The following is a 22,999-nucleotide window of genomic DNA, read 5'->3' as shown; positions in this document are numbered from 1 at the left end:
CACTATGAATCAGAATCTCTGGCGCAAGCACGCCATGCGCTACTTCCAGATCACGCTCGGCTGCCTGCTCGTCTGCCTGGGCTTCAACCTCTTCCTGATCCCCGCACACCTCTTGACGGGCGGCATCAGCGGCGTGGCCCTGATCATCTACTACCTGATCGGCCTGCCCGTCGGCATGCAGAACCTCGTCTACAACCTTCCAATCCTCTACCTCGCCTACCGTGTCTTCGGCCGCCTCTACGCCGCGGACACGATCTTCGGCACGGTGGCGCTGTCGGTCTTCCTCGATGCGACGCACTTCCTCGTCGACTGGAGCATCTGCAGCGATCCGATGCTCAACTCCATCTTCGGCGGCGTGCTCGCCGGCGTCGGCTTCGGCATGGTCTTCCGCGCCAACGCGAACACGGGCGGCCTCGACGTCATCGCGGCCGTGGCCAAGAAGTACTACTCCCTCGATGTCGGCACGGTCGTCTTTATGCTGAACTTCCTGATCATCATGGGTTCGGTCGCGCTCTTCGGCGTCGAGGTCGCGCTGTTCAGCATCGTCTCCATTTACGTGACGGCGGAGCTGACGAACCGCGTGGCCGCCGGCCTCAACCGCGAGAAGTCCATCCTCATCGTCTCGCCGCAGGCCAAGGCCATCTGCAACGACATCATGGAGAACGTGCACCGCGGTGCGACGTTCCTCGACGGCCGCGGCGGCCTCGCGGAGGAACCGAAGAACATCCTGTTCGTCGTCGTGAGCCTCACGCAGGTCAGCCGCGTCAAGACCATCGTAAGCCATCACGACCCGCAGGCATTCATGATCGTCTCTGATACGTCGGAGGTGTCGGGTAAGGGGTTCACGCTCGCCTGCGAGAGCTACGAGGACGCGCGGCGCAAGTGGCAACAGACGCACGAGAAGCAGCTCGAGTTCGAGCAGCTGCACGGCAGGCGCGAGAAGTAGTTGACGATACGCGCAATCCCCGCTATAATAGGAGCATATGTAAACACGTAAATCCGAGGATGCAGAGCAGTAGGTGTAGGACGTCTCAAGAGAGCCGGCGGCAGGTGGGAGCCGGTGACAGGAAGCGCTGAACTCACTGCGGAGGAGCGGCCGGGGAGCCTTCGAGCGAAACGGCCGACGCCTGCCACGTTACGGCACCGAGAGGATGCTTTGGCATCAAGCAGGGTGGTACCGCGAATCATCGTCCCTGATCGTCACATGACGGTCAGGGATTTTTTAGTTTTAGGAGGCAATTGAGATGGAAAGATATTCGCCGCAGGACATCGAGTCGAAATGGCAGAAGAAGTGGGAAGAGGGCAAGGTCTACAAGACGGAGGCCGACGCTAGTCGCCCGAAGTACTACGCACTCGAGATGTTCCCGTATCCGTCGGGCAACCTGCACATGGGCCACGTGCGCAACTATGCCATCGGCGACGTCATGGCGCGCTACAAGACGATGGAAGGCTTCAACGTCCTGCACCCGATGGGCTTCGACTCCTTTGGCATGCCGGCTGAGAATGCGGCCATCAAGCACGGTGTCAAGCCGGCCGACTGGACGTACAGCAACATCGAGAACATGGAGAAGCAGCAGAAGAAGCTCGGCCTCTCCTACGACTGGGACCGCGAGGTCAAAACGTGCGATCCCTCGTATTACAAGTGGACACAGTGGCTCTTCGAGCTCTTCTACAAGCGCGGCCTCGCCTACAAGAAGAAGGCTTCGGTCAACTGGTGCGACACCTGCGGCACGGTCCTCGCGAACGAGCAGGTCATCGACGGCAAGTGCTGGCGCTGCGACCACGAGGTCCACAAGAAGGACCTCTCGCAGTGGTTCCTCAAGATCACGGACTACGCCGATGTCCTGCTGAAGGACCTCGACAAGCTCAAGGGCTGGCCGGAGCGCGTCAAGACGATGCAGGACAACTGGATCGGCCGCAGCGAGGGCCTGGAGTTCAATCTCGAGGCGCCGGAGCTCGGCACGTCGATTGCCGCCTACACGACGCGCCCCGATACGGTCTACGGCATCACCTTCCTCGCGCTCGCAGCTGAGCATCCGCTCGTCGACAAGATCTGCGAGAACAACCCGAAGGCTGAGGAGATCCAGGCCTTCGTCAAGCGCACGCGCAACCAGAGCGAGATCGAGCGCACGTCGAGCGAGTCCGAGAAGGAAGGCATCTTCACGGGCGCTTACTGCATCAACCCGTTCAACGGCAACAAGGTGCAGATCTGGGTCACGAACTACGTCCTGGCTGACTACGGCACGGGCGCCGTCATCGGCGTGCCGTCGGAGGATTCGCGTGACTGGATGTTCGCGACGAAGTACGACATTCCGAAGATCATCACGCTGCAGCCGCGCGACCATGAGCTCAAGCTCGAGGAGATGACAGAGGCCTACACGGACAAGGACGGCGTCCTCGTCAACTCAGCTGAGTTCACAGGCCTCGATATCAAAGAGGCCATGAAGGGCATCATGGACAAGGCCGAGAAGGAAGGCTTCGGCAAGCGCCGCGTCAACTTCCGCCTGCGCGACTGGCTCATCTCGCGCCAGCGCTACTGGGGTGCGCCGATCCCGGTCATCAATTGCCCGCACTGCGGCGAAGTCCTCGTGCCGGAAAAAGACCTGCCGGTCATGCTGCCAGAGGATGTCTCGTTTGACCAGGGCTCGCTGTCGCCACTGGCGTCGAGCGAGAGCTTCGTCCACTGCAAGTGCCCGAAGTGCGGCGCCGATGCGACGCGCGAGACGGACACGATGGACACCTTCATCTGCTCTTCGTGGTACTACCTGCGCTACACGGACCCGCACAACGACAAGGAGCCGTTCGCCAGGGACAAGGTCAATTACTGGGCGCCTGTCGACCAGTACATCGGCGGCATCGAGCACGCCATCCTGCACCTCCTGTACTCGCGCTTCTTCACGAAGGTCCTGCACGATGCCGGCCTCGTCGACTTCGATGAGCCGTTCACGAACCTCCTGACGCAGGGCATGGTCCTCAAGGACGGCTCGAAGATGTCGAAGTCGAAGGGCAACGTCGTCTCGCCGGAGGAGATCATCGCGAAGTACGGCGCCGACACGGCCCGCCTCTTCATCCTGTTCGCCGCACCGGTCGACCGCGACCTCGAGTGGAGCGACAAGGGCGTCGAGGGCTCGTACCGCTTCCTCAACCGCGTCTGGCGCATCCTCGGCCACTTCGAGGAGGCCATCAAGGCGGGCAAGCCGGACTACGATGTCACAGCGCTCACGAAGGACGAGAAGGAACTGCGCCGCATCCTGCACGTGACGATCCGCAAGGTCACGGAGGATGTGCGCGACCGCTTCATGTTCAACACGGCCGTCTCTTCCATCATGGAGCTCGTCAACGCCTTCTACGCCTTCCAGGACAAGGAGATGAACGCCGGCCTCGCGCGCGAAGTCGCCGAGAACCTCATCAAGCTCCTGGCACCGTTTGCGCCGCACATCACGGAAGAGCTCTGGAGCCGCCTGTTTGAGGGCCAGGGCAGCGTCCATCAGCAGAAGTGGCCGGCATTTGACGAAGAGGCCACGAAGCTCGCGGAGATCGAGATCGTCCTGCAGATCAATGGCAAGGTACGCGACAAGCTCATGATCCCTGCCGATACGGATCGCGAGGGCATGAAGAAGATCGCCATGGAACTGCCGCGCACGCAGGAACTCACGGACGGCAAGACGATCGTCAAGGTCATCTGTGTGCCGAAGAAACTCGTCAACATCGTCGTCAAGGGCTGACATTCAGGAGGGGTTCGCATGGCAAGGATTGTATTCTCGGACATCGACGGCACGCTGCTGACGGATGACAAGCGCGTCACCGAAAAGACGGAGCAGGCCGTCAAGGGCCTCGTGCAGCAGGGGATTCCCTTTGTACTCGTCTCGGCGCGCATGCCGGAGGCCATCTACCCGATCACTGAGGCGATGGGCGTCAAGATCCCGCTGATCTCTTACAGCGGTGCGCTCGTGCTGACGGAAGAGGGAGAGACGCTTTACAGCCTGACGATGAAGGCGGAGAACGCGGCAGCCTTCCTCGAGGCGGTCGAGGCGCACTTCCCCCAGGCGACCGTCAACTACTACGCCGGCCATCACTGGTACGTCAAGGACACGAGCGACCCGCGCGTCGCCTTGGAGATGAAGATCACGGGAGCCGTGGCCGAGAGGCGCTCCTTCGCGGACTGCCTGACTGAGGGCACCCTGCCGCACAAGATTCTGCTCATGATGGAGCCTGCGGACTGCGAGCGGGCTGAGCGGGAACTCCAGGCGCTGTTCCCGGCGCTCAATATCGTGCGCTCTGCGCCACACCTGCTCGAGATCATGGATGCTTCCGTCAACAAGGCGAGCGGCATCGAGGTCATGCTGAAGCACTTCGGCCTCGAGGCGAGCGATGCGCTCTCGTTCGGCGACAACTACAACGACCTCGAGATGCTCCGCTATACAGGCGCGAGCGTCGCCATGGGCAACGCGCCGCAGCCGGTGAAGGCGGCAGCAGGCGAGGTCACCACCTCCAACGAAGAGGACGGCATCTACGTGTACCTCAGCGAGCACCATCTGATTGGCTGAGCGCCGAAAACAAACATGCAAAAAAAATCGACTGACAGGAATCTGTCGGTCGATTTTTTTGTGCGTTCACTTGAGAAGGAGGTCGTTGATTTCCTTCTGGATGCGGTTCATGGAGTTGACCTCGAGCGCGTCGCTGTCGATGAGCTTCTGGATCTCCTGGTCGGCCAGCCTCATGGCCGCTACGTAGCGCGGGAAGCGGTAGGGGACGGTGCCCTCCTCGATGACCTGGCTGACGGCCAGCGGGCTGCGGCCTGTCCGGCCGCTGGCCTCCGTGCCGAAGAGCTCCTGTGGGGCGGCCTCCTCGATGATGCCGCGCCGCGTCGGCAGGGCAGCTGAAAGCGAGAGCAGCAATGTCTGGTTCTCCCTGTCGTGGCAGTATGCCTTGAGGAATTCCCAGGCGAGCTGACGTTCTTTCGTCTTGGCGCTGATGCCCATGAGCAGCGTCTGCACGGGCGAGGTGTTGCGCCCTTCCGGCCCGCGCGGCAGGCGAATGCAGTCCCACTCGAAGTCCGTGGCCTTCTTGATGCGCCAGGGATAGGGCTTGTACGTGCGGTAGGCGGCGAAGTTGAAGGGGCGGAAGGCGACGTGGCCGATGTCGAAGTCGCGCTCCTGCACGACTTGGTTGCGCTGGAGCTGGTGCAGCGCGTTGGCGAAGCGCACGGCGCTCTCGATGCGCTCGTCGGTGAAATACGACGCCTTGCCGTCCTCGCGGAACAGCTCGGCTCCGCTCGTGACGGCGGCATCCTGCCAGTTGTAGCCGTAGGCACCGAACTGGTCGAGGCGGCCGTCGCCGTCCGTATCGCGCGTGACCTTCTGGCAGATGGCGAGGAAGTCGTCCCAGGTCCAGTCGTCCTGCGGCATGGGGATGCCCTCGCGGTCGAGCAGCGTGCGGTTGACGAACATCAGGCGCGGCACGCATTCGGCGGGCAGGGCGTAGAGCGCGGCGTCATCTGCGCTGCGGCCGAAGGCGAGCGGAGCGGGGTAGAAGTCGTCGAGCGCGAAGGCATCGTCCTTCTTGGCGAGCGCATCGAGCGGCAGCAGGGCGCCGAGCCCTGCGTAGAGGTTGAAATCGTCCTGCGGGATCAGGAAGACGTCGGGCATCTCGCCGGCGAGCTCGCGGCCCGCCAGCCATTCCGTGTAGTCGGACTTGCGGATGCCGCTCTGGTAGGTGACTTTGACGCCGGGGTGCTCCGCTTCGAAGCGCGCGATGACATGGTCGAGATAGGCGTAGCTCTCGCCCTGCGGCACGTCCCAATTGCTGCCGGCAAACGTCCCGACGCGCAGCTCGATGGCGCACGGCTCCATGAGATAGAGCGAGAGGAAGACGAAGGCGTACGCGACGAGCAGCAGCAAAGTAAAAGGAGAGCGCAGGCGACGCTTACCGCTCATGGATGTACCTCTTCATTTGCAAGACCCGTCTGCACGGCCCAGATTGCGAGCTGCGTGCGGTCGCGCAGATTGAGCTTAGAGAGGGCTGAGGAGAGGCCGTTGCGGATGGTGCCGTCTGAGAGCGAGAGCTTTGCCGCGATTTCCTTGTTCGAGAGGCCGCGGCCGACGAGCAGCGCGATATTGCGCTCCGTGTGGCCGAGGACAGCGGCGTCCATCGTCTCCTCAGGCGAGGTCGCGAGGCTCGACTGTGCCATCTGGTTGAAGAACTTGACGACCTTCGTCACGATGCCCGGGTTGATCATGGCGCCGCCCTGCGCGACCGTGCGGATGGCCGCGCTGAGCTCCGGCACCGACACGCCCTTCAAGAGGTAGCCGCTCGCGCCGTACTTGAGGGCGTTGAAGACGTATTCGTCGTCGTCGAACGTCGTGAGGATGATGATGCGGACCTGCGGCCAGCGTTCTTTGACGGCGTGCGTCGCTTCCACGCCGTCGAGCTCCGGCATGCGCACATCCATGAGCACGACGTCAGGCAGTGCTTTCCTGCCCTTTTCGATGAGCTCGATGAGCTCGCGGCCGTTGCCTGCAAGCCCCGTGACTTCCATATCGGCATTGGCGCCCAGCACGATGCTGAGACTGTCGCGGATGAGCTCCTGGTCATCTGCAATCATGATCTTGATCTTGTCCATCATAAAAAGTTCGATGCCTCCTCATTTTCTGGCAGGATTGCCTCGAGTGTGAACCCGGAGTCGCTCCAGTAGCGGAGCTTGCCGTGCAGCAGGGCAAGGCGCTCCTGCATGTGGCGCAGGCCGAAGCCCTTCTCGAGCTCGGCGATGTCGGCGCCCTCGCCGTCATCGGCGAGCAGCAGGTAGATGGCGCCGCGCTTGGCGCCAATGGTGATCTCGAGGTGCTTGGCGTGGCCGTGGCGCCTTGCGTTCGTCATGCCTTCCTGTACGACGCGGTAGAGCACCTCTTCCTGGTCGGGGCGCAGGCGCTCGGGCCACTCGAGGACCTCGAAGTCGATCTTCATGCCGGTCGAGCTCGCGAATTCCTCCACCATGTTCACGATGGCCTGCCGCAGCGGCAGGTGCTCGAGGTCGTCGGGCCGCAGCTTCTTGACGCTGCGGCGCACATCCTTGAGGCCGCGCAGGGCCGTCTCCTTTATTTTGACGAGCTGTTCCTTGGCCTTGTCGGGGGCGAGGTCGACGAGCAGCGCGGTGGCGTCGAGCCCCGCGGCGATGCCGGTCAGCGCGTGGCCGAGCGTGTCATGGATCTCGCGCGCGAGGCGGTTGCGCTCGCGCGTCTCGGCCATGGACTCCGCTTCAATCGCGTAGGCGCGCAGGCGCGTGTTCGCCTCTTCGAGCTGGGCGTTGAGGCTCGCGATGCGCTGCTTCTCCTGGTGGTTCTGGCGGATGAGCAGCGTCAGGTAGAAGACGAAGAGGATGAGGTTGAACGAGGCGAGGCCCGTGTGCATCAGGTGGATCCAGGACCGCGCAGACGGCGCGTAGTACGAGGTGTAGACGTCAAACGGCGTGACCTGATGCTCGAAGAACATCGCATTGTAGTCGACGATGGCGTAGAGGCCGAGCATGGCGCAGGTCAGCACGACGAGCTGGTGGCGGCCGGAATAGCGGTGCAGGAGGTCGGCGACGACGAGCAGCACGACGCCGTCGTAGGCGAGGTCGAGGCTGCGCAGCAGGACGATGCAGACGAAGATCTCTGCCGTGAGGCAGGCGTAGCGCATCGTCGGCATCATCTTGCCCTCGCGGTAGAGCCAGCCGAGCAGGGCGAGCAGCAGGAAGGCGCCGACTGAAGTGAAGAAGCCCGATACGGGCGGCAGCGGCACGCTCGACAGCTGCTCGAGGAAGGCGCGCGCGTGGAACGACCGGATGATCTTGTCCTGCGTGAGGCTCATGAAGGCGGCAGTCAGCGTGACGACCATGCCGTTGTAGATGATCAGGACGTCGTGCATCTGGTGCAGCTCGCTGGCGTCGAGCGCGCGCGCGAGGCGCTTGGCGCGGCGTAGGCTTGTGTCGCTCATTCAATCCCACTCCTTTGTCTTGGCGGGCGTCAGGTTTTCCTGCGTCCATAGATGGGTCGGCAGCTGGATCAGGCGGTCGACCGGCTCGCCGTCCAAGAGGCGGTAGGCCTGCTGTGCCGCGAGACGGCCGATGCGGCGCGGCGACTGGGCCGCCGTCGCCGTCATGCGCCCCGCAAGGATCAGCTCCTTCGTCTCGGGGACGCCGTCGACGCCGTAGACGCGGAACGACTGCAGCCTGCCGCAGGACTCGAGCGCAGCCATAGCGCCGAGTGCAGATGGATCGTTGAGCGCCATGACAGTGTCGGCCTCGGGATGGCGGCTGAGCATCTCCTGCATGGCCGGCATGGCGCGCTCGAGTTGCCCGTCGCACTCCGCCTCGTCGACGATGGTGAAGCCCGGATGGCCCGCGATCGTCTGCCGGAAGCCCGTGATGCGGTCGACGGCTGAGTGCGCACTGCTGTGCTTGAGAAGCAGGATGTTCGCGTGGTCAGCGTGCTGCAGGAGGTGTTCGGCGCAGGCGCGGCCGGCCGCGTAGTTGTCCGTCTCGATGGTCGAGGCGACAAAGTCGCTATCCTGGACATTCGTGTCGATCGTGATGACGGGGATGTGGGCCGCGCGCGCAGCTTCAAGCGCTGGCCCCATGCGCTCGAAGTCGACGGGGTTGAGGAAGATGACGGAGACGCCCTCGCGGATGAGGTCCTCGATTTCCTCGGTCTGCTTCTCGACCGAGAGCGCCGGGTCGCGCGAGAGCAGCACATCGCCGTGCTTCTCGACCTCCGTCCGGATCTCCTCGTCGATAATCTCGTAGAACGGGTTGTTGAGTGTCATGTAGACGGCGCCGAAGCGCTTCTGGTGTTCTTCTTGCTTCGCGCTGAGGTCGCGCTGCGGCGCATTGAGGGCGCCGAGGGCGAGGCAGATGATGATGATGGCCATCAGGAAGGCGATCATCCGTATTTCCCGGATCATGGCAGTTCCTTTCTTGCAGGTCTTGCGGGCAGGTGGTGTGCCTGGAAATCAAGATAGAAAATCGTTGCTGCTTTGATTATACCATAAGGGCCAGCCCCTCAGGCCGTGTATTCGGGCAAAAAATCCCGCAAGGACGTTGTGGGTCCTTGCGGGATGATGTCATAAGCTGTATTGGATCAGGCTCTTGCTGCAGTCAGACGATCAGGCGAACAGGCCGATTGCATAGCCGACGATGCCGAGGGCGAAGAGGCCAAGGATGATGATGAGCGGGTTGACGTTCTTGCGCAGGAGCCACATGCAGGCGAAGGTCATGAGCAGCGGCACGATGCCAGGCATGAGGCTGTCGAGGATGGTCTGGACCGTCGTCGTGACCTGCTCGCCGGCGCTGTTCGTGTAGCTCGAGAGCACGAGCGGCATGTTGACGGTCGTCCACTTGGCGACGAGGGCGCCCATGACGAGAAGTCCGAGGACGGAGGAGCCTTCCGTGAGGAAGCGCATCTTGTTGCCGCCCATCTCATCGACGAGCTCCGTGCCCTTCGAGTAGCCGTACATGACGCCGTACCAGTTCGTGGCGAGGCGGATGGCATTGAAGACGAGGAAGAAGATCAGCGGGCCCATGATGCTGCCCGTCAGGGCGATGCCAGCGCCGAGGGCCGCGAGGACCGGGCGCAGCGTGCCCCAGAAAATCGGGTCGCCGACGCCGGCGAGCGGGCCCATGAGGCCGACCTTGACGCCGGAGATTGTCTGGTCGCTGATGTCCGCGCCATTGGCTTTCTTCTCCTCCATGGCGGCCGTGATGCCCATGATCGGCGTGGCGAGGAACGGCTGCGTGTTGAAGAATTCGAGGTGGCGCTTCATAGCGGCGGCCATTTCCTGCTTATCGTCCTTGTAGACCTTCCGCAGGGCCGGCAGCAGCGAGACGCAGAAGCCGATGGCCTGCATGCGCTCGAAGTTGAACGAGCCCAGGAGGAAGTTCGAGCGGATGAAGATGTTGATGAGATCTTTTTTGTTGAGTTTCTTTTCCATGATCGTGTTTTCCTCCTTCACCTTACATGAGATCGGAGTCGTCGATGTCATCGAGCCCCGTGCCGCCAGCTGCGCCAGGGCCGCCCGTCTTGGCGGCCTCTTCGATGGCGATGTCGCGCTGGAGGCCCTTGATGTGGAAGTAAGCAGCGATCAGGCCGATGGCGCCGAAGCCGATGAGGTTGACGTTCGTGAAGACGGCGACGAGGAAACCGAGGAAGAAGAACGGCATGAGCGATTTCGCGTTCATCATGTTGATGACCATCGCATAACCGACGACGACGATGAAGCCGCCGGCGACCTGGAGGCCGCGCGTGATGACTTCAGGGATTGAAGCGAGCATGGCGTTGACGGTGTCCGTGCCGGCGATGGCAGCGACGAGCGCAGCCGGTACAGCAACGCGGATGGCCTGCAGGAGGAGGCCGCCGAGATGGCACATCTCAATGCCGAAGCCGTTGCCCTCTAAGGCAAACTTATCAGCGAGGTGCTGGAAGAAGACGGTGATCGTGCGGACGAAGATCGTCAGGACCTGGCCAGCAGCGGCGAGCGGTACGGCAATCGCGATGCCGGCGCCGATGCTCTGGTGGCCGATGATGACGAGGATGGCGGAGACGACGGATGCGAGCGCGGCATCTGGTGCCATGGCTGCGCCGACGTTCATCCAGCCGAGTGCGAGCATTTCAAGTGTACCGCCGAGGATGATACCGGTTGTGATATCGCCGAGCACGAGGCCAACGAGCGTGCAGGCGACGAGCGGGCGATGGAATTGTGCTTCATCGAGGACCGACCCCATGCCGGCGACGGCTGCGACGAGGATGAGCAGGATGAACTGGATTGTAGTCATTTTGAATGTTCCCCCTTCAGGATATGGCGGCAGCCTCCCCAAGGCTGCCGCTTGTTTCATTTCCCAAAATCAGTCGGATCAGCCGCTCAGAGCAGGCCCTTTGCCTTGAGTGCCTCGATGGCGTCTTTCTTCGGCTCGTTGGCGAGCTTGCGGATCTCGACCTCGATGCCCATGTCGACGAGCTCCTTGATGGCCTGTGCATCATCCTTGTTGACGGCGACGGCCTGCGAGATCAGCGTGTCGCCGTCCTTGTAGGTCATGCCGCCGAGGTTGACCGACTTGAACGGGATGCCGCCCTTGACGGCGCGCACGACATCGCGCGGGTTCGTGAAGAGGAACAGCGTCTTGAAGGGCGCGTACTTCGGGTTCTTGTAGGCGGCAACGGCCTTCTCGACCGGGATGACGTAAGCCTTGATGCCCGGAGGAGCGACCTGCAGCAGGAGCTTCTTGCGCAGCGTGTCCTGTGCGACATCATCGTTGCAGCACATGATGCGGTTGCAGCCCGTCACCTTTGTCCATACCGTAGCGACCTGGCCGTGAATCAGACGATCGTCAATGCGGCAAAATGCGATTTCCATGATAGAACCTCTCTTTCTTATCCTAAAGCAGCGCATCTCTTTCGTAGTGGTTGCTCATCTATCTGACGATTCATATAATACAATAAAACAAGAAAGAAATCATCTGATATGCGTCACAACATGACGGAAGAAGCGTATGACATTTGTCATATCGGCAATTCTTATGGATTTTTTGCGATGCGGTGTATATAATAGATGTACGATTCACGGAGAACACGTGACAGGATACAGATTCAGATATGGAGGGACTCACATGGCTATGGTGCCGAAACTCAATACGATGCATTTTGATAAGGAGACGCCGTTTCAGGTCGTGGCACCATTTGAGCCGATGGGCGACCAGCCGCAGGCCATCGAGGAGCTGGCTGCAGGTGTCGAGAACGGCCAGCAGGCGCAGGTCCTCTTAGGCGCGACGGGCACGGGCAAAACGTACACAATCGCCAAGGTCATCGAGAAGGTGCAGAAGCCGACGCTCGTCATCGCCCACAACAAGACGCTCGCGGCGCAGCTCGCGAGCGAGTTCAAGGCATTCTTCCCGAACAATTACGTCGGCTACTTCGTCAGCTACTACGACTTCTACCAGCCGGAGGCATACATCGCCTCGACGGACACTTACATCGAGAAGGACGCGTCGATCAACGACGAGATCGATGAATTGCGCCACAGCGCGACGTGCTCGCTGTTTGAGCGGCGCGACGTCATCATCGTCGCATCCGTCTCCTGCATCTACGGCTTGGGCTCGCCGGAGAGCTACCACGAGATGGTGCTGTCGTTGCACAAGGGCCAGATGGTCGAGCGCGACGCGATCTTAAAGAAGCTCGTCTCCATCCGCTACGAGCGCAACGACGTCGCCTTCGAGCGCGGCCAGTTCCGCGTGCGCGGCGATGTCATCGAGGTCTTCCCGGCCGGCTACAACAACCGCGCCGTGCGCATCGAGCTCTTCGGCGATGAGGTCGACCGCATCGTCGAGTTCGACGTCGTGACAGGCGAAGTCTACGGCGAGCGCACGCATTCGATGATCTTCCCGGCCTCGCATTACGTCACGGAGGACGAAGACCTCAAGATCGCGATGAAGGACATCGAGGCGGAGATGGAGCAGCAGGTCAAGAAGTTCAAGGCGGAGGGCAAGCTCATTGAGGCCCAGCGCATCGAGCAGCGCACGCGCTACGATCTCGAGATGATGCAGGAGATGGGCTACTGCTCGGGCATCGAGAATTACTCGCGCCATCTGACGCACCGCAAGGCGGGGGAGGCGCCCTACACCCTGCTCGACTACTTCCCGGAGGACTTCCTCATCGTCATGGATGAGTCGCATGTGACGCTGCCGCAGCTCCACGCGATGTACGCCGGCGACCGCAGCCGCAAGGTGTCGCTCGTCGAGAACGGCTTCCGCCTGCCGTCCGCCTTCGACAACCGCCCGCTGACCTTCGAGGAATTCGCCGCGCGCATCAACCAGATCATCTACGTCTCGGCGACGCCGGGCAAATACGAGCTCGAGCGGGCCCAGCAGGTCGCGCAGCAGATCATCCGGCCGACGGGGCTCTTAGACCCCGAGATCGAAGTGCGGCCGCTCGAGGGCCAGATCGATGACCTGCTCGCCGAGATCAAGCTGCGCATCGAGCGCCACGAGCGCGTGCTCGTCACGACGCTGACCAAGAAGATGGCGGAGAACCTCACGGACTACTTTACGGAAGTCGGCGTCAAGGTCCGCTACCTGCACTCTGACATCGCGACGATCGAGCGCGCGGAGATCATCCACGACTTGCGCGCCGGCGAATTCGACGTGCTCGTCGGCATCAACCTCCTGCGCGAGGGCCTCGACATGCCGGAAGTCTCCCTGATCGCCATCCTCGATGCCGATAAAGAGGGCTTCCTGCGCTCCGACACATCGCTCATCCAGATCATCGGCCGCGCGGCCCGCAATGCGCACGGCCACGTCATCATGTACGCCGACCGCATCACGGACTCCATGAAGCGCGCCATCGACGAGACGGCGCGCCGCCGCGAGATCCAGCAGGGCTACAACAAGGCGCACGGGATCACGCCGAAGACGATCGTCAAGCCCATCAAGCCGCTTATTGAGACGACACTCGTCGCTGAGTCGGGCGGCAAGTACGAGGTGAAGCCGGGCAAGAAGAAGCTGACGAAGAAGGACAGGGAGAACCTCATCAAGACGCTGACGCGCGAGATGCAGCAGGCGTCGCGCGCGCTCGAGTTCGAGCGGGCCGCAGAGCTGCGCGATATGATTTTAGAGCTCGACGGCAGCCTGCCCGGCGCGGCACCAAAGAAGGCATCCAAGAGCAAGCGAAGCAAGAAGTGAGCGCCACGGGTGCGATCATAGATACATCGATACTAGATAATGAGTAGATACTAGATAATAGGTAAAAGCAATGGAACGATACATCAAGATACGGGGCGCAAGAGCCCACAACCTCAAGAACATCAACGTCGACATCCCGCGCGACAAGCTCGTCGTCATCACGGGCCTGTCGGGCTCGGGCAAGTCGTCGCTGGCCTTTGACACGATCTACGCCGAGGGGCAGCGCCGCTACGTCGAGTCGCTTTCGTCGTACGCGCGCCAGTTCCTCGGCCAGATGGACAAGCCGGATGTCGACCAGATCGACGGCCTCTCGCCGGCCATCTCGATCGACCAGAAGACGACGAGCCACAACCCGCGCTCGACCGTCGGCACGGTCACGGAGATCTACGACTACCTCAGACTGCTCTTCGCGCGCGTCGGCCATCCGCACTGTCCGAAGTGCGGCAAGCCCATCACGCAGCAGTCGGTCGACCAGATGATCGACCAGATCCGCGAGCTGCCGGAGCGCACGAAGCTGCTCGTCATGGCGCAGGTCGTGCGCGGCAAGAAGGGCGAGCACAAGAAAGTCCTCGCGCACATCCGTCACGAAGGCTATGTGCGCGTGCGCATCGACGGCGAGGTCATGGACATCGGCGAGGACATCCAGCTCGAGAAGAACAAGAAGCACACGATAGAGGTCGTCATCGACCGCCTCGTCGTGCGCGAGGGCATGGAGTCGCGCCTGGCCGACTCACTCGAGACGGCGCTGAAGCTCGGCGAAGGCGTCGCCTACGTGCAGATCGTCGGTGGCGAGCTCCTGATGTTCAGCGAGAACTTCGCCTGCGTGGACTGCGGCATCAGCCTGCCCGAGATCACGCCGCGCATGTTCTCGTTCAACAACCCATATGGCGCCTGCCCCGTCTGCACGGGCCTCGGCAGCCACATGGAGTTCGATGAAGAGCTCGTCGTGCCTGACGCGAGCCTGAGCGTGGGCGGCGGTGTCTTTGCGCCGCTCTCGAAGAACCTGCACTCGTACGCGATGTGCGTGATGAAGGCCATCCTCGAGAATCGCGGCTACAGCCTCGAGACGCCGTGGCAGGAGCTCGACAAGAAGACAAAGCAGGCCCTGCTCTACGGCTCGGGGGAGGAGCGCTTCCACTTCCGCTACACGAACATGTTCGGCGAGGACAAGGAGTACTTCGTGCCGTTCGAGGGCGTCATGCCGCTGCTCGCGCGCCGCTACCACGAGACGGACAGCGACGAGATGCGCGAGTCGTACGAGAACTACATGACCGAAATCCCCTGCAAGGCCTGCCACGGCGCGCGTTTAAAGCCGGAGACGCTCGCCGTCACCGTCGGCGGCAAGAACATCGACGAGGTCACGCGCATGACGATCCGCGAGGCCGACGCCTTCTTCACGCAGCTGACGCTGACGCCGCGCGAGGCGAAGATCGCGCGCCAGATCCTCAAGGAGATCCACGCGCGCCTGAACTTTCTCCTGGACGTCGGCCTCGACTACCTGACGCTCTCGCGTTCAGCGGGGACGCTTTCGGGCGGCGAGGCGCAGCGCATCCGCCTCGCGACGCAGATCGGCTCGGGCCTGCAGGGCGTCCTCTACGTCCTCGACGAGCCGAGCATTGGCCTGCACCAGCGCGACAACAACCGCCTGCTCGCGACGCTCAAGCACCTGTGCGATCTCGGCAACACCCTGATTGTCGTCGAGCACGACGAGGACACGATGTACGCGGCCGACCACATCATCGACATCGGCCCGGGCGCCGGCGCGCACGGCGGTCGCGTCGTCGCCGAGGGCACGGCCGAGGAGATCAAGAAGAACCCCGACTCCGTCACGGGCGCCTACCTCTCGCGCCGCAAATTCATCCCGGTCCCTCAAAAGCGCCGCCCAGGGAACGGCAAGTTCATCGAAGTCGTCGGCGCAGCAGAGAACAACCTCAAGAACCTGACGGTCAAGTTCCCGCTCGGTACCTTGACGCTCGTCACGGGCGTCTCGGGCTCTGGCAAGTCGACGCTCGTCAACGAGATCCTCTACAAGGGCATCGCCTCGCGCCTCTACCACGTGAAGGGCAAGCCGGGCAAGCACAAGAAGATCAAGGGACTCGAGAACATCGACAAGATCATCGACATCGACCAGCAGCCCATCGGCCGCACACCGCGCTCGAATCCCGCGACGTACACGGGCGTCTTCGATGCGATACGCGACCTCTTCAGCCAGACGAGCGAAGCGCGCATGCGCGGCTACAAGGCCGGCCGCTTCAGCTTCAACGTCAAGGGCGGCCGCTGCGAGGCCTGCAAAGGCGACGGCATCCTCAAGATCGAGATGCACTTCCTGCCCGACGTCTACGTGCCCTGCGAGGTCTGCAAGGGCGCGCGCTACAACCGCGAGACGCTCGAGGTCCGCTACAAGGGCAAGAACATCTCCGAAGTCCTCGACATGACGATCGACGAGGCCGTCGACTTCTTCGCCAATGTGCCGCGCATCGCGCGCAAGCTGAAGATCATCCAGGATGTCGGCCTCGGCTACATCAAGCTCGGCCAGCCGGCGACGACGCTCTCGGGCGGCGAGGCGCAGCGCGTCAAGCTCGCGACAGAGCTCTCGCGCCGCTCGACGGGCAAGACGCTCTACATCCTCGACGAGCCGACGACGGGCCTGCACACGGCCGACATCCACAAGCTCCTCGACATCCTGCAGCGCCTCGTCGCGGGCGGCGATACCGTCGTCGTCATTGAACACAATCTCGATGTCATCAAGACGGCGGACTACATCATCGACCTCGGCCCAGAGGGCGGCGACAAGGGCGGCACCGTCGTGGCGACGGGGCGCCCCGAGGACATCGTCAAAGTGCCGGAGTCGTACACGGGCAAGTTCCTCAGGCCGCTGCTCGAAGAGAAGAACGCTTGAACGAAATTGCATCTTGCGAACGGCGGGACTTCTCCCTATAATGAAGGGGAATGAAGGAATAGAACGGGATTCTCAGGAAGGGGGAATTTTCATGGATAGCTTGAAGGGATTTTTGGCGGCACTCGCGGGCATCGGCGTTGCGCTCGGCGGCACGCTCTTCGTCATCGTGGCGGCGCTCGTCATCATCGGCCTGTTCTTCATGGGCATCTTCGCGATGATCGGCCTGTCCATTACGATGCTGGCCATCGCCATCGAAGTCGGCCTCGCCTACATCGTCGGCTGCATCATCCACTACATCGCTCTGCGCGTGCTCGGCTGGCTCTACGAGGTGACGCACATCGGCTGGCTCGCCGATTACTACCACCGCAATACGGCGGCCGTCGTCATCGCTGTCGCCGGCGTTCTCTGGATCTGGTTCGGGTGACCGTTCAATGCCCCGGCTCATAGGAGCGGGGGCTTTTCTTTTTTTGGAGTGTGTTTTTTCATGGACATTTCTTTGTTTCAACTCGTCGTCATCTGCGCGACGATTGCCGTCGTCCTCGACTTCGGCATCCGGGCGGCGCGGTCGGTCCACTCGACGAAGGGGTTCAGCGTCGGCGGCCGGTCGGCCGGTGTGCCGCTCGTCGCGGGCGGCATCGCGGGCACGTGTGTCGGCGGCGGTGCGACAGTCGGCACGGCGCAGCTCGCCGCGACAGTCGGACTGTCGGCCTGGTGGTTCACCATCGGCTCGGGCGTCGGACTCATCATCATGGGCCTCTTCTACGCCAGACCCCTGCGCCGCACGGCGCTCGAGACGATCCCGCAGTTCCTCGCGCAGAACTTCGGCCTGACCTGCGGCGTCTTCTCGAGCATCGTCTCGTCCATCGGCATCCTGTTCAGCGCGGTGGCGAGCTGCCTGCCGGCCATCTACATCATCGCCGCGATCTTCGGCATCCCGTTTTTGCCCGCGACAATCTTGCTCGTCCTGACCGTCGCAGCCTATGCCTTTTTCGGCGGCATGAAGAGTGCCGGTGTCGGAGGCATCCTCAAGATGATCGTCATCTGGAGCACGATGGCCATCGCCGGCGTCATGGCGGCGCACTCGCTCTTTGCCGATCCTGCCGTCTCGGCAGCCCTGCCGGAAGGGACCTTCAACCTGCTGCACGGCGACATGAGCCACATCCTCGCGAACTTCTCGTCCGTCGTCATCGGCATGCTCTGCACGCAGTCGTACATCCAGGCCATCTTCTCGGCCTCGAACCCGCGCACGGCATCCGTTGCGGCCTTCACGGCGGCGCTCATCAGCCTGCCAGTCGGCCTGCCCTGCGCGATGGTCGGCATCTACATGGGCGCGGCCCATCCGGAGATTACGCCGATCCTCTCGCTGCCCGTCTACCTCTTGACGGAGCAGCCATCCCTGCTCGGCGGCATCGCCATGGGCGGCATCATGCTCTCGCTCATCGGCTCGATTGCCGGACTCTCGCTCGGCATCGGCACGATGCTCTCGCGCGACATCTTCCACCGCGCCCGCGTGACGCTACGCGCGCGCAAGATCCACAAGCTCGCCGAAGATCCCGCGAGCCAGGCGATTGACATCACCGAGATCCCGACGGTCAACCATCCGTACCATCTCTCTGAGCTCGCCGTCACGCGCCTCATCGTGCTGCTGACCATCACGCTGGCCGCCTTTATCGCGCTGGCCAACGAGGGCAGCCAGGTCCTCTTCTGGAACTTCCTCTCCATGGCCCTCCGCAGCGGCGGCATCTTCCTGCCGCTGAGCTTCGCCATCTTCGCGCCCGGCACGATCACCGCCATGAGCGCCACACTCTCCATGGCCCTCTCGACCGTCGCCGCCCTTGCCGCCGTCTTCCTCGGCGCCGCCGGTAACCCGCTCTTCTTCGGCCTCGCCGTCAGCGCCCTCTGCCTCATCCCGTGCTGGCTGCGCCATCGCTGATAACTCGTCAAAGCAGCGCAGGCAGGGTTTTTCAAATTTCTGTGGAATAATTAACAAGATGATGAAGATATTCAGGAGCCCTTGCTGTCTCTCACAGCGGGGGCTCTTGTCGTCCGCCGCATACGCGATGACTTGAACCGGCGTTAACCATTATCTTGTCGCATAGAAAAAGCGGCTTGCCATTCAGGCGAACCGCAAATCCATTATTTTTTTCGTGTCCTATTGACGGGGTGCACACCATAGTGTAAGCTGCTTGTCTTTTTATCGCTTGCGGATATATGCTGTGGCCGGACCAGAGCCAACTTTGATGATATAGCCCTCTTTTACCAGACTGGACAAAGTGCGTTCTATAGTTCCCTGGCTGATATCCGGGCAGCGTTCCATCAGATCCTTTTTGCTGATTTTTCCTAGTGTCTGGGAAATGATGGCCTTGATACGGTCTGGCTTGGAAATCTTTTTGGTTACCAAGTATTGAATCCGGTCTTCGAATTCATCGTATGCTTTTATGATGATTCCCAAATAATATTTCACAAAAGGAGCATAGGTGTTTTGATTTTCGTGCCAGCCGAAAGAACTTGCCTGAAGAGCTTCATAGTAAGTGGTTTTCGTTTTTTCAATCAGCATTTCCAGGCTGATGTATTTCCCGACGATGTAGCCGGCACGATATAAAAGAAGGAGTGTCAGAAGCCGGCTCATCCGTCCATTTCCGTCATTGAATGGATGAATGCAGAGAAAATCCAGGATGAACATGGGAGTCAGCAGCAATTTATCTATGATGTTTTCCTGCCAGGCATTCTGGAACGATTGACATAAAGAATCCATAGCGTCAGCGGTCTGAAAAGCAGGAACGGGAATAAACCTGGCCTTTTGATGCCCTTGTGCATCTGTTTCCGCAATGACGTTATCTGCGTTTTTATAGTCTCCTCCAATGGCTCCTGTTGAGTAAGAGTACAGATCTCGGTGGAGCTGCCTGATGACATTAGGGGCAGGGGGAATATAGTCGTGATTTTCATGAATCAAGGCGAGTACTTCACGATATCCGGCAATTTCCTGTTCAGACCGATTGTGCGGTTCAGCTTTTTTGCTGACCAGTGCTTCTAATCGTTTGTCACTGGTGAAGATTCCCTCGATACGGTTGGAAGACCCTGTACTCTGGATCATGGCAACGTCTACCAGTGTTTTCAATTCGTCTGTATTCGCCTCCAGAAATAAATCCTGCCGTCCCTTGTGTTCATGGATACAGGTGAGAAGCTGGACGATTTCAGGTGTCAGTAAATTTTGTATTTTCTGCGAGTAGTTAAATGTCCGCATAAAAATCTCCTTCATTTTTCTGTTATCTGCCACATTTTAGCATGAAATGAGGCAGATAACAAGAGAATGAGGCAGATAAAAATCAAGTGTGCCCAGTGCGGCGGCTGATACGGGGCCAAGGTATGGCATTCGACCGACAAGTACCGCAGGACCATCTACTGATGCAACAACAAGTACGACGGGCATAAATGCCAAACGCCCCATGGGTAATATGCCGGTGGCATATTACCGAGGAGGAAATCAAAGTAGCCTTCGTCACGGCATTCAACAAGCTGGTGACGGAGCGGGAGGAGATTGCCGCCAATGCCCGGCTCGTCCGGCAGACCCTTTGCGACACAGTGGAGTTGGAGCGGGAGAAAGCCGCCTTGGGACAGGAATCCCTAAAGGGACTAGCTAAGGTGTCGCTGGCGGTGCTGGTGGAGATGACACAGAACTGCATCGCCGAGAATGCGAGGGGTGCCCAAGACCAAGGGGAGTACCAGAAACGCTACAACGGCTTGGTGGAGCGGTACGAGAAAGCCAAGACACGATTCGACGAGGTGACGGAGGCCATCGCAGAGCGGTCAGCCAAGGGCGAGAGACTGCGACGCGAAGCTAGTCCCTTTAGGGGGTGGGGTTCATCAGGACACTTGAGGCGCAGGAGGGGCCTGTGGCGGAGTTCGATGAGCGGCTGTGGGGCACAATGGTGGACTATGTGACGGTGGGCGCGGACAAGCGGCTGACCGTGGTGTTCCGGGATGGGACGGGAGTGGATGCGGATTTTCCTGTTTTTCAAATGAAAGTAGATGTCGCAATCGTTTGAGCCTCACTGATGAATCTGCAAATAACAGAGTTCTTGTCGTGCAGTATCTCCCTGCGACAGTAAATGCCCATGGGTGCATGGGGAGATTCATTCCACTGGAAGAACGCCAGCTCTTTATGCGGGAGTGCCAGATGTTCGGGGATAAGCGCAAACCCTGCACCCGCCAACACAAGATTGTATGCCTCGCTGATGGTGGCGCATAACATATTATCCAGTTCATCGTTGACGGGAATGATATGATGCCCGCGTGAAAAGGTATGTTTCAAAAGATAGGGCGGAATGGCAATAATTTGGCGATGGAGCCACAAGTCTGTAGAGGAGACGCATTTTTTGCGTCTCTTTTTGCACTCCCGAGCAAGTTCATGAGCTTTGCTCACGATACAGACAAAGCCGTCATCTCTAAGTTTCACGAAATTAATGGCTTCATCGGTGAATTTGGCATCCTTCATTCCGATTACCAAATCCAGCTGGCTGAGTGAGAGACGGCGCAGATTGGCATCGGTTTGGTCAAGGGTAAGTTCCGGCACAATATTTTTCTGTTCGGCTAAAATCGGGGAAAGGATTTTGCTAATCAGTCGGTTGGCATGGGAATCGGCATAGCCAATCTGCAGTAGATTCCGCTCATTCTTTTGAAAGCTCTCCATCCATTCCCGTGAACGATAGTAGATGGCAAGGATTTGACGGGCATCCGGCAGGAACTGCCAGCCGACCTGCGTCAGCGTCACCGAACGGGTGGTGCGCTGAAAAAGCCGGGCCCCCATCTCATTTTCCAGGCTTTTGATTTGCCGGGAAACGGCGGGCTGCGTCATGGAGAGCTGCTCGGCGGCCTTGGCGTAGTTCAGTGTTTTGGCAAGGGTGGCAAAACATTCCAGTTGTTGCGTGTTCATTAGGTACCTCGTAAAGTCTCAATACTGTCAATTTTCTTTTCATAATATCATATCACGTCGGAAGAGGGAACAGGTTTGGAAAAAAGATTGATACGTTCAGCGTATCAATAATGCGATATTGGCATTTCACATAGATAGGTTTTCCTGTTAATATGAGCTTGTCGTTAGGAATTGTGCCGATAATGAGGAAAGGATGATTGACATGGCACTGAAGAATTTGGCAGCTTGGAACAAGAAAACGGCAGCGAGTTTGACAAGCCCCTCTTGCGGTTCCGGAGACAAGGCTATGGGGACGGCCTGCGGCTCCGGCGACAAGGTGCTTGCTACCGCCTGCGGTTCAGGGGACAAGGTGTTGCCTACGGCTTGCGGCTCCGGCGACAAGTAATTGACCGGCAGATGAAGACAGGTAAGGAGGACGGCCAGAGTGAAACCGTATTTTTCATTTCAGTGGCATATCACCGATGACTGCGACCAGCGTTGCAAGCACTGCTATATTTTTGCGGAAAGCCAGCAAAAATGTATCGACAGCATGACGCGGAGAGAGATGGAGACGGTGCTGAAAAACTGTGAGGATTTTTGCAGGTGCTTTGGCCGCCAGCCTTATTTCTACCTGACGGGGGGAGATCCCATCCTGCATCCGGATTTCTGGTGGCTGCTGGAAAGATTCAAGGAAAAGCAGATACCCTTTACCATTATGGGGAATCCCTTTCATCTGACGGAGAGTGTATGCAGACGCATGAAGGATTGCGGCTGCGTGCGCTATCAGATGTCCCTTGACGGGCTGGAAGAAACCCACGATTGGTTCCGAAAACCGGGTTCTTACAAAACTACCCTGGAAAAGGTTGCCACCCTGAATGCTGCGGGTATCCGCTCCATTCTGATGACTACCGTTTCCGGCAAAAATATAGATGAAGTGCCGCAGATAATTGATGCGGCGGTGGCGGCGGGAGCGAAGGTCTATGCCTTTGCCCGATACTGCCCTACTAACGAAGATAAAGATACAGGAATCACACCCCGGCGCTATCGGCAGCTTTTGGCCGAGTGTGACAGGAAGTTCCGTGCCTATGAGGAATCCGGTTGCGAAACCTATTTCAATCGCAAAGACCACCTCTGGACGCTCTATGATTACGAGGAAGGAAATTTTGCTATCCCGGAGGATGCAGAGCCTGAGATGATTTACAGCGGCTGTAACTGCGGAAACGGGCATTTGACGATACTGCCCACAGGCGAGGTCTATGCCTGCCGCCGGGTGCAAAACAGTCGTGTGGGCAATGCCTTTACAGACAGGTTGGCTGATTTGTGGGTAAACGAATTGGAAGCTTATCGGGAATATGATAAATTTGCCAAGTGCAGCAAGTGTGAGCTAAAGGCTTGGTGTCGCGGCTGTCCCGCTGTGGCCGCTGCCAATTCCGGCGGGGATTTCTATGCCGCTGATCCGCAGTGCTGGAAGGAGATATGAGGA

General features: G+C 60.1%; 19 protein-coding genes and 1 other annotated feature. Of the genes, 10 read left to right on the top strand and 9 right to left on the bottom strand.

Annotated features, from left to right (window positions below):
* Positions 1 to 4 precede the first annotated feature (4 nt).
* The 3 genes from B2X55_RS05710 (at position 5) to B2X55_RS05700 (ending at position 4,547) form a co-directional block, all read left to right on the top strand.
* Entirely contained in the window at positions 5 to 946 is a 942-nt protein-coding gene (locus B2X55_RS05710; RefSeq protein WP_036373548.1) for a YitT family protein, read from the top strand.
* Between the two features lie 47 nt (positions 947 to 993).
* Positions 994 to 1,198, top strand: a binding site (T-box leader).
* Between the two features lie 46 nt (positions 1,199 to 1,244).
* A complete protein-coding gene (leuS, locus tag B2X55_RS05705) occupies positions 1,245 to 3,725 on the top strand; it encodes a leucine--tRNA ligase (protein WP_286821256.1) in 2,481 nt (826 codons plus the stop codon).
* Positions 3,726 to 3,743: 18 nt separating this feature from the next.
* Complete coding sequence (locus B2X55_RS05700; protein ID WP_286821255.1) at positions 3,744 to 4,547, top strand: Cof-type HAD-IIB family hydrolase; 804 nt, start codon at positions 3,744 to 3,746, stop codon at positions 4,545 to 4,547.
* 66 nt (positions 4,548 to 4,613) lie between these two features.
* Here the strand turns inward: B2X55_RS05700 and B2X55_RS05695 are convergent, their stop codons facing one another.
* The 7 genes from B2X55_RS05695 to B2X55_RS05665 all read right to left on the bottom strand — a co-directional run bounded on the left by B2X55_RS05695 (position 4,614) and on the right by B2X55_RS05665 (position 11,385).
* The gene (locus B2X55_RS05695) at positions 4,614 to 5,936 is read right to left on the bottom strand and encodes an ABC transporter substrate-binding protein (RefSeq protein WP_286821253.1); all 1,323 of its coding nucleotides are present in this window, start codon (positions 5,934 to 5,936) and stop codon (positions 4,614 to 4,616) included.
* On the bottom strand, positions 5,933 to 6,625 hold the full coding sequence (locus B2X55_RS05690; protein ID WP_286821251.1) for a response regulator transcription factor: 693 nt from the start codon (positions 6,623 to 6,625) through the stop codon (positions 5,933 to 5,935). Before B2X55_RS05690 ends, B2X55_RS05695 begins: the two co-directional genes overlap by 4 nt.
* Complete coding sequence (locus B2X55_RS05685) at positions 6,622 to 7,974, bottom strand: sensor histidine kinase (RefSeq protein ID WP_255240499.1); 1,353 nt, start codon at positions 7,972 to 7,974, stop codon at positions 6,622 to 6,624. The genes B2X55_RS05690 and B2X55_RS05685 overlap by 4 nt, the downstream gene beginning before the upstream one ends.
* A complete protein-coding gene (locus tag B2X55_RS05680; RefSeq protein WP_286821250.1) occupies positions 7,975 to 8,940 on the bottom strand; it encodes a sugar ABC transporter substrate-binding protein in 966 nt (321 codons plus the stop codon).
* A gap of 201 nt (positions 8,941 to 9,141) precedes the next feature.
* On the bottom strand, positions 9,142 to 10,017 hold the full coding sequence (gene manZ / locus B2X55_RS05675; protein ID WP_286821249.1) for a PTS mannose transporter subunit IID: 876 nt from the start codon (positions 10,015 to 10,017) through the stop codon (positions 9,142 to 9,144).
* Positions 9,989 to 10,807: a PTS mannose/fructose/sorbose transporter subunit IIC gene (locus tag B2X55_RS05670; RefSeq protein WP_286821248.1), complete on the bottom strand. Its 819-nt coding sequence runs from the start codon at positions 10,805 to 10,807 to the stop codon at positions 9,989 to 9,991. The genes manZ and B2X55_RS05670 overlap by 29 nt, the downstream gene beginning before the upstream one ends.
* 86 nt (positions 10,808 to 10,893) lie before the next feature.
* Positions 10,894 to 11,385 (bottom strand): PTS system mannose/fructose/N-acetylgalactosamine-transporter subunit IIB, encoded by a 492-nt coding sequence (locus B2X55_RS05665; RefSeq protein WP_226867702.1) that lies wholly within the window; start codon positions 11,383 to 11,385, stop codon positions 10,894 to 10,896.
* A 253-nt stretch (positions 11,386 to 11,638) separates the two neighbouring features.
* Here B2X55_RS05665 and uvrB point away from each other — a divergent pair, with 253 nt between their 5' ends.
* From uvrB to B2X55_RS05645, 4 genes are all read left to right on the top strand, one after another.
* Positions 11,639 to 13,705 (top strand): excinuclease ABC subunit UvrB, encoded by a 2,067-nt coding sequence (gene uvrB / locus B2X55_RS05660; RefSeq protein WP_286821246.1) that lies wholly within the window; start codon positions 11,639 to 11,641, stop codon positions 13,703 to 13,705.
* A gap of 70 nt (positions 13,706 to 13,775) precedes the next feature.
* Complete coding sequence (gene uvrA, locus B2X55_RS05655; RefSeq protein ID WP_286821245.1) at positions 13,776 to 16,604, top strand: excinuclease ABC subunit UvrA; 2,829 nt, start codon at positions 13,776 to 13,778, stop codon at positions 16,602 to 16,604.
* A 91-nt stretch (positions 16,605 to 16,695) separates the two neighbouring features.
* Positions 16,696 to 17,028 carry a hypothetical protein gene (locus B2X55_RS05650; RefSeq protein ID WP_286821243.1) on the top strand — a complete coding sequence of 111 codons (333 nt, stop codon included), beginning with the start codon at positions 16,696 to 16,698 and terminating at the stop codon, positions 17,026 to 17,028.
* 60 nt (positions 17,029 to 17,088) lie between these two features.
* Positions 17,089 to 18,537: a sodium:solute symporter family protein gene (locus B2X55_RS05645; protein WP_286821242.1), complete on the top strand. Its 1,449-nt coding sequence runs from the start codon at positions 17,089 to 17,091 to the stop codon at positions 18,535 to 18,537.
* 261 nt (positions 18,538 to 18,798) lie between these two features.
* Here the strand turns inward: B2X55_RS05645 and B2X55_RS05640 are convergent, their stop codons facing one another.
* Positions 18,799 to 19,863 carry a Fic family protein gene (locus B2X55_RS05640; protein ID WP_286821241.1) on the bottom strand — a complete coding sequence of 355 codons (1,065 nt, stop codon included), beginning with the start codon at positions 19,861 to 19,863 and terminating at the stop codon, positions 18,799 to 18,801.
* Between the two features lie 173 nt (positions 19,864 to 20,036).
* Here B2X55_RS05640 and B2X55_RS05635 point away from each other — a divergent pair, with 173 nt between their 5' ends.
* Positions 20,037 to 20,546, top strand: coding sequence for a hypothetical protein (locus B2X55_RS05635; RefSeq protein ID WP_286821239.1), 510 nt, complete (start codon positions 20,037 to 20,039; stop codon positions 20,544 to 20,546).
* A gap of 73 nt (positions 20,547 to 20,619) precedes the next feature.
* Here the strand turns inward: B2X55_RS05635 and B2X55_RS05630 are convergent, their stop codons facing one another.
* A complete protein-coding gene (locus B2X55_RS05630) occupies positions 20,620 to 21,537 on the bottom strand; it encodes a LysR family transcriptional regulator (RefSeq protein WP_286821238.1) in 918 nt (305 codons plus the stop codon).
* A 202-nt stretch (positions 21,538 to 21,739) separates the two neighbouring features.
* On the opposite strand from B2X55_RS05630, the gene acgA reads away from it, so the two are divergent.
* The gene (gene acgA, locus B2X55_RS05625; protein ID WP_182405876.1) at positions 21,740 to 21,922 is read left to right on the top strand and encodes an ACGX-repeat peptide; all 183 of its coding nucleotides are present in this window, start codon (positions 21,740 to 21,742) and stop codon (positions 21,920 to 21,922) included.
* Between the two features lie 39 nt (positions 21,923 to 21,961).
* Positions 21,962 to 22,996: a radical SAM/SPASM domain protein, ACGX system gene (gene acgM, locus B2X55_RS05620; protein ID WP_286821237.1), complete on the top strand. Its 1,035-nt coding sequence runs from the start codon at positions 21,962 to 21,964 to the stop codon at positions 22,994 to 22,996.
* Positions 22,997 to 22,999: the final 3 nt, after the last annotated feature.

Origin of the sequence: Mitsuokella sp. UBA4253 (genome assembly GCF_002395285.1) — a bacterium.
GTDB classification, from domain to species: domain Bacteria; phylum Bacillota; class Negativicutes; order Selenomonadales; family Selenomonadaceae; genus Mitsuokella; species Mitsuokella jalaludinii.
The sequence above is the reverse complement of the archived record's forward strand: the minus strand, read 5'-3'. Positions and strand labels throughout refer to the sequence as shown.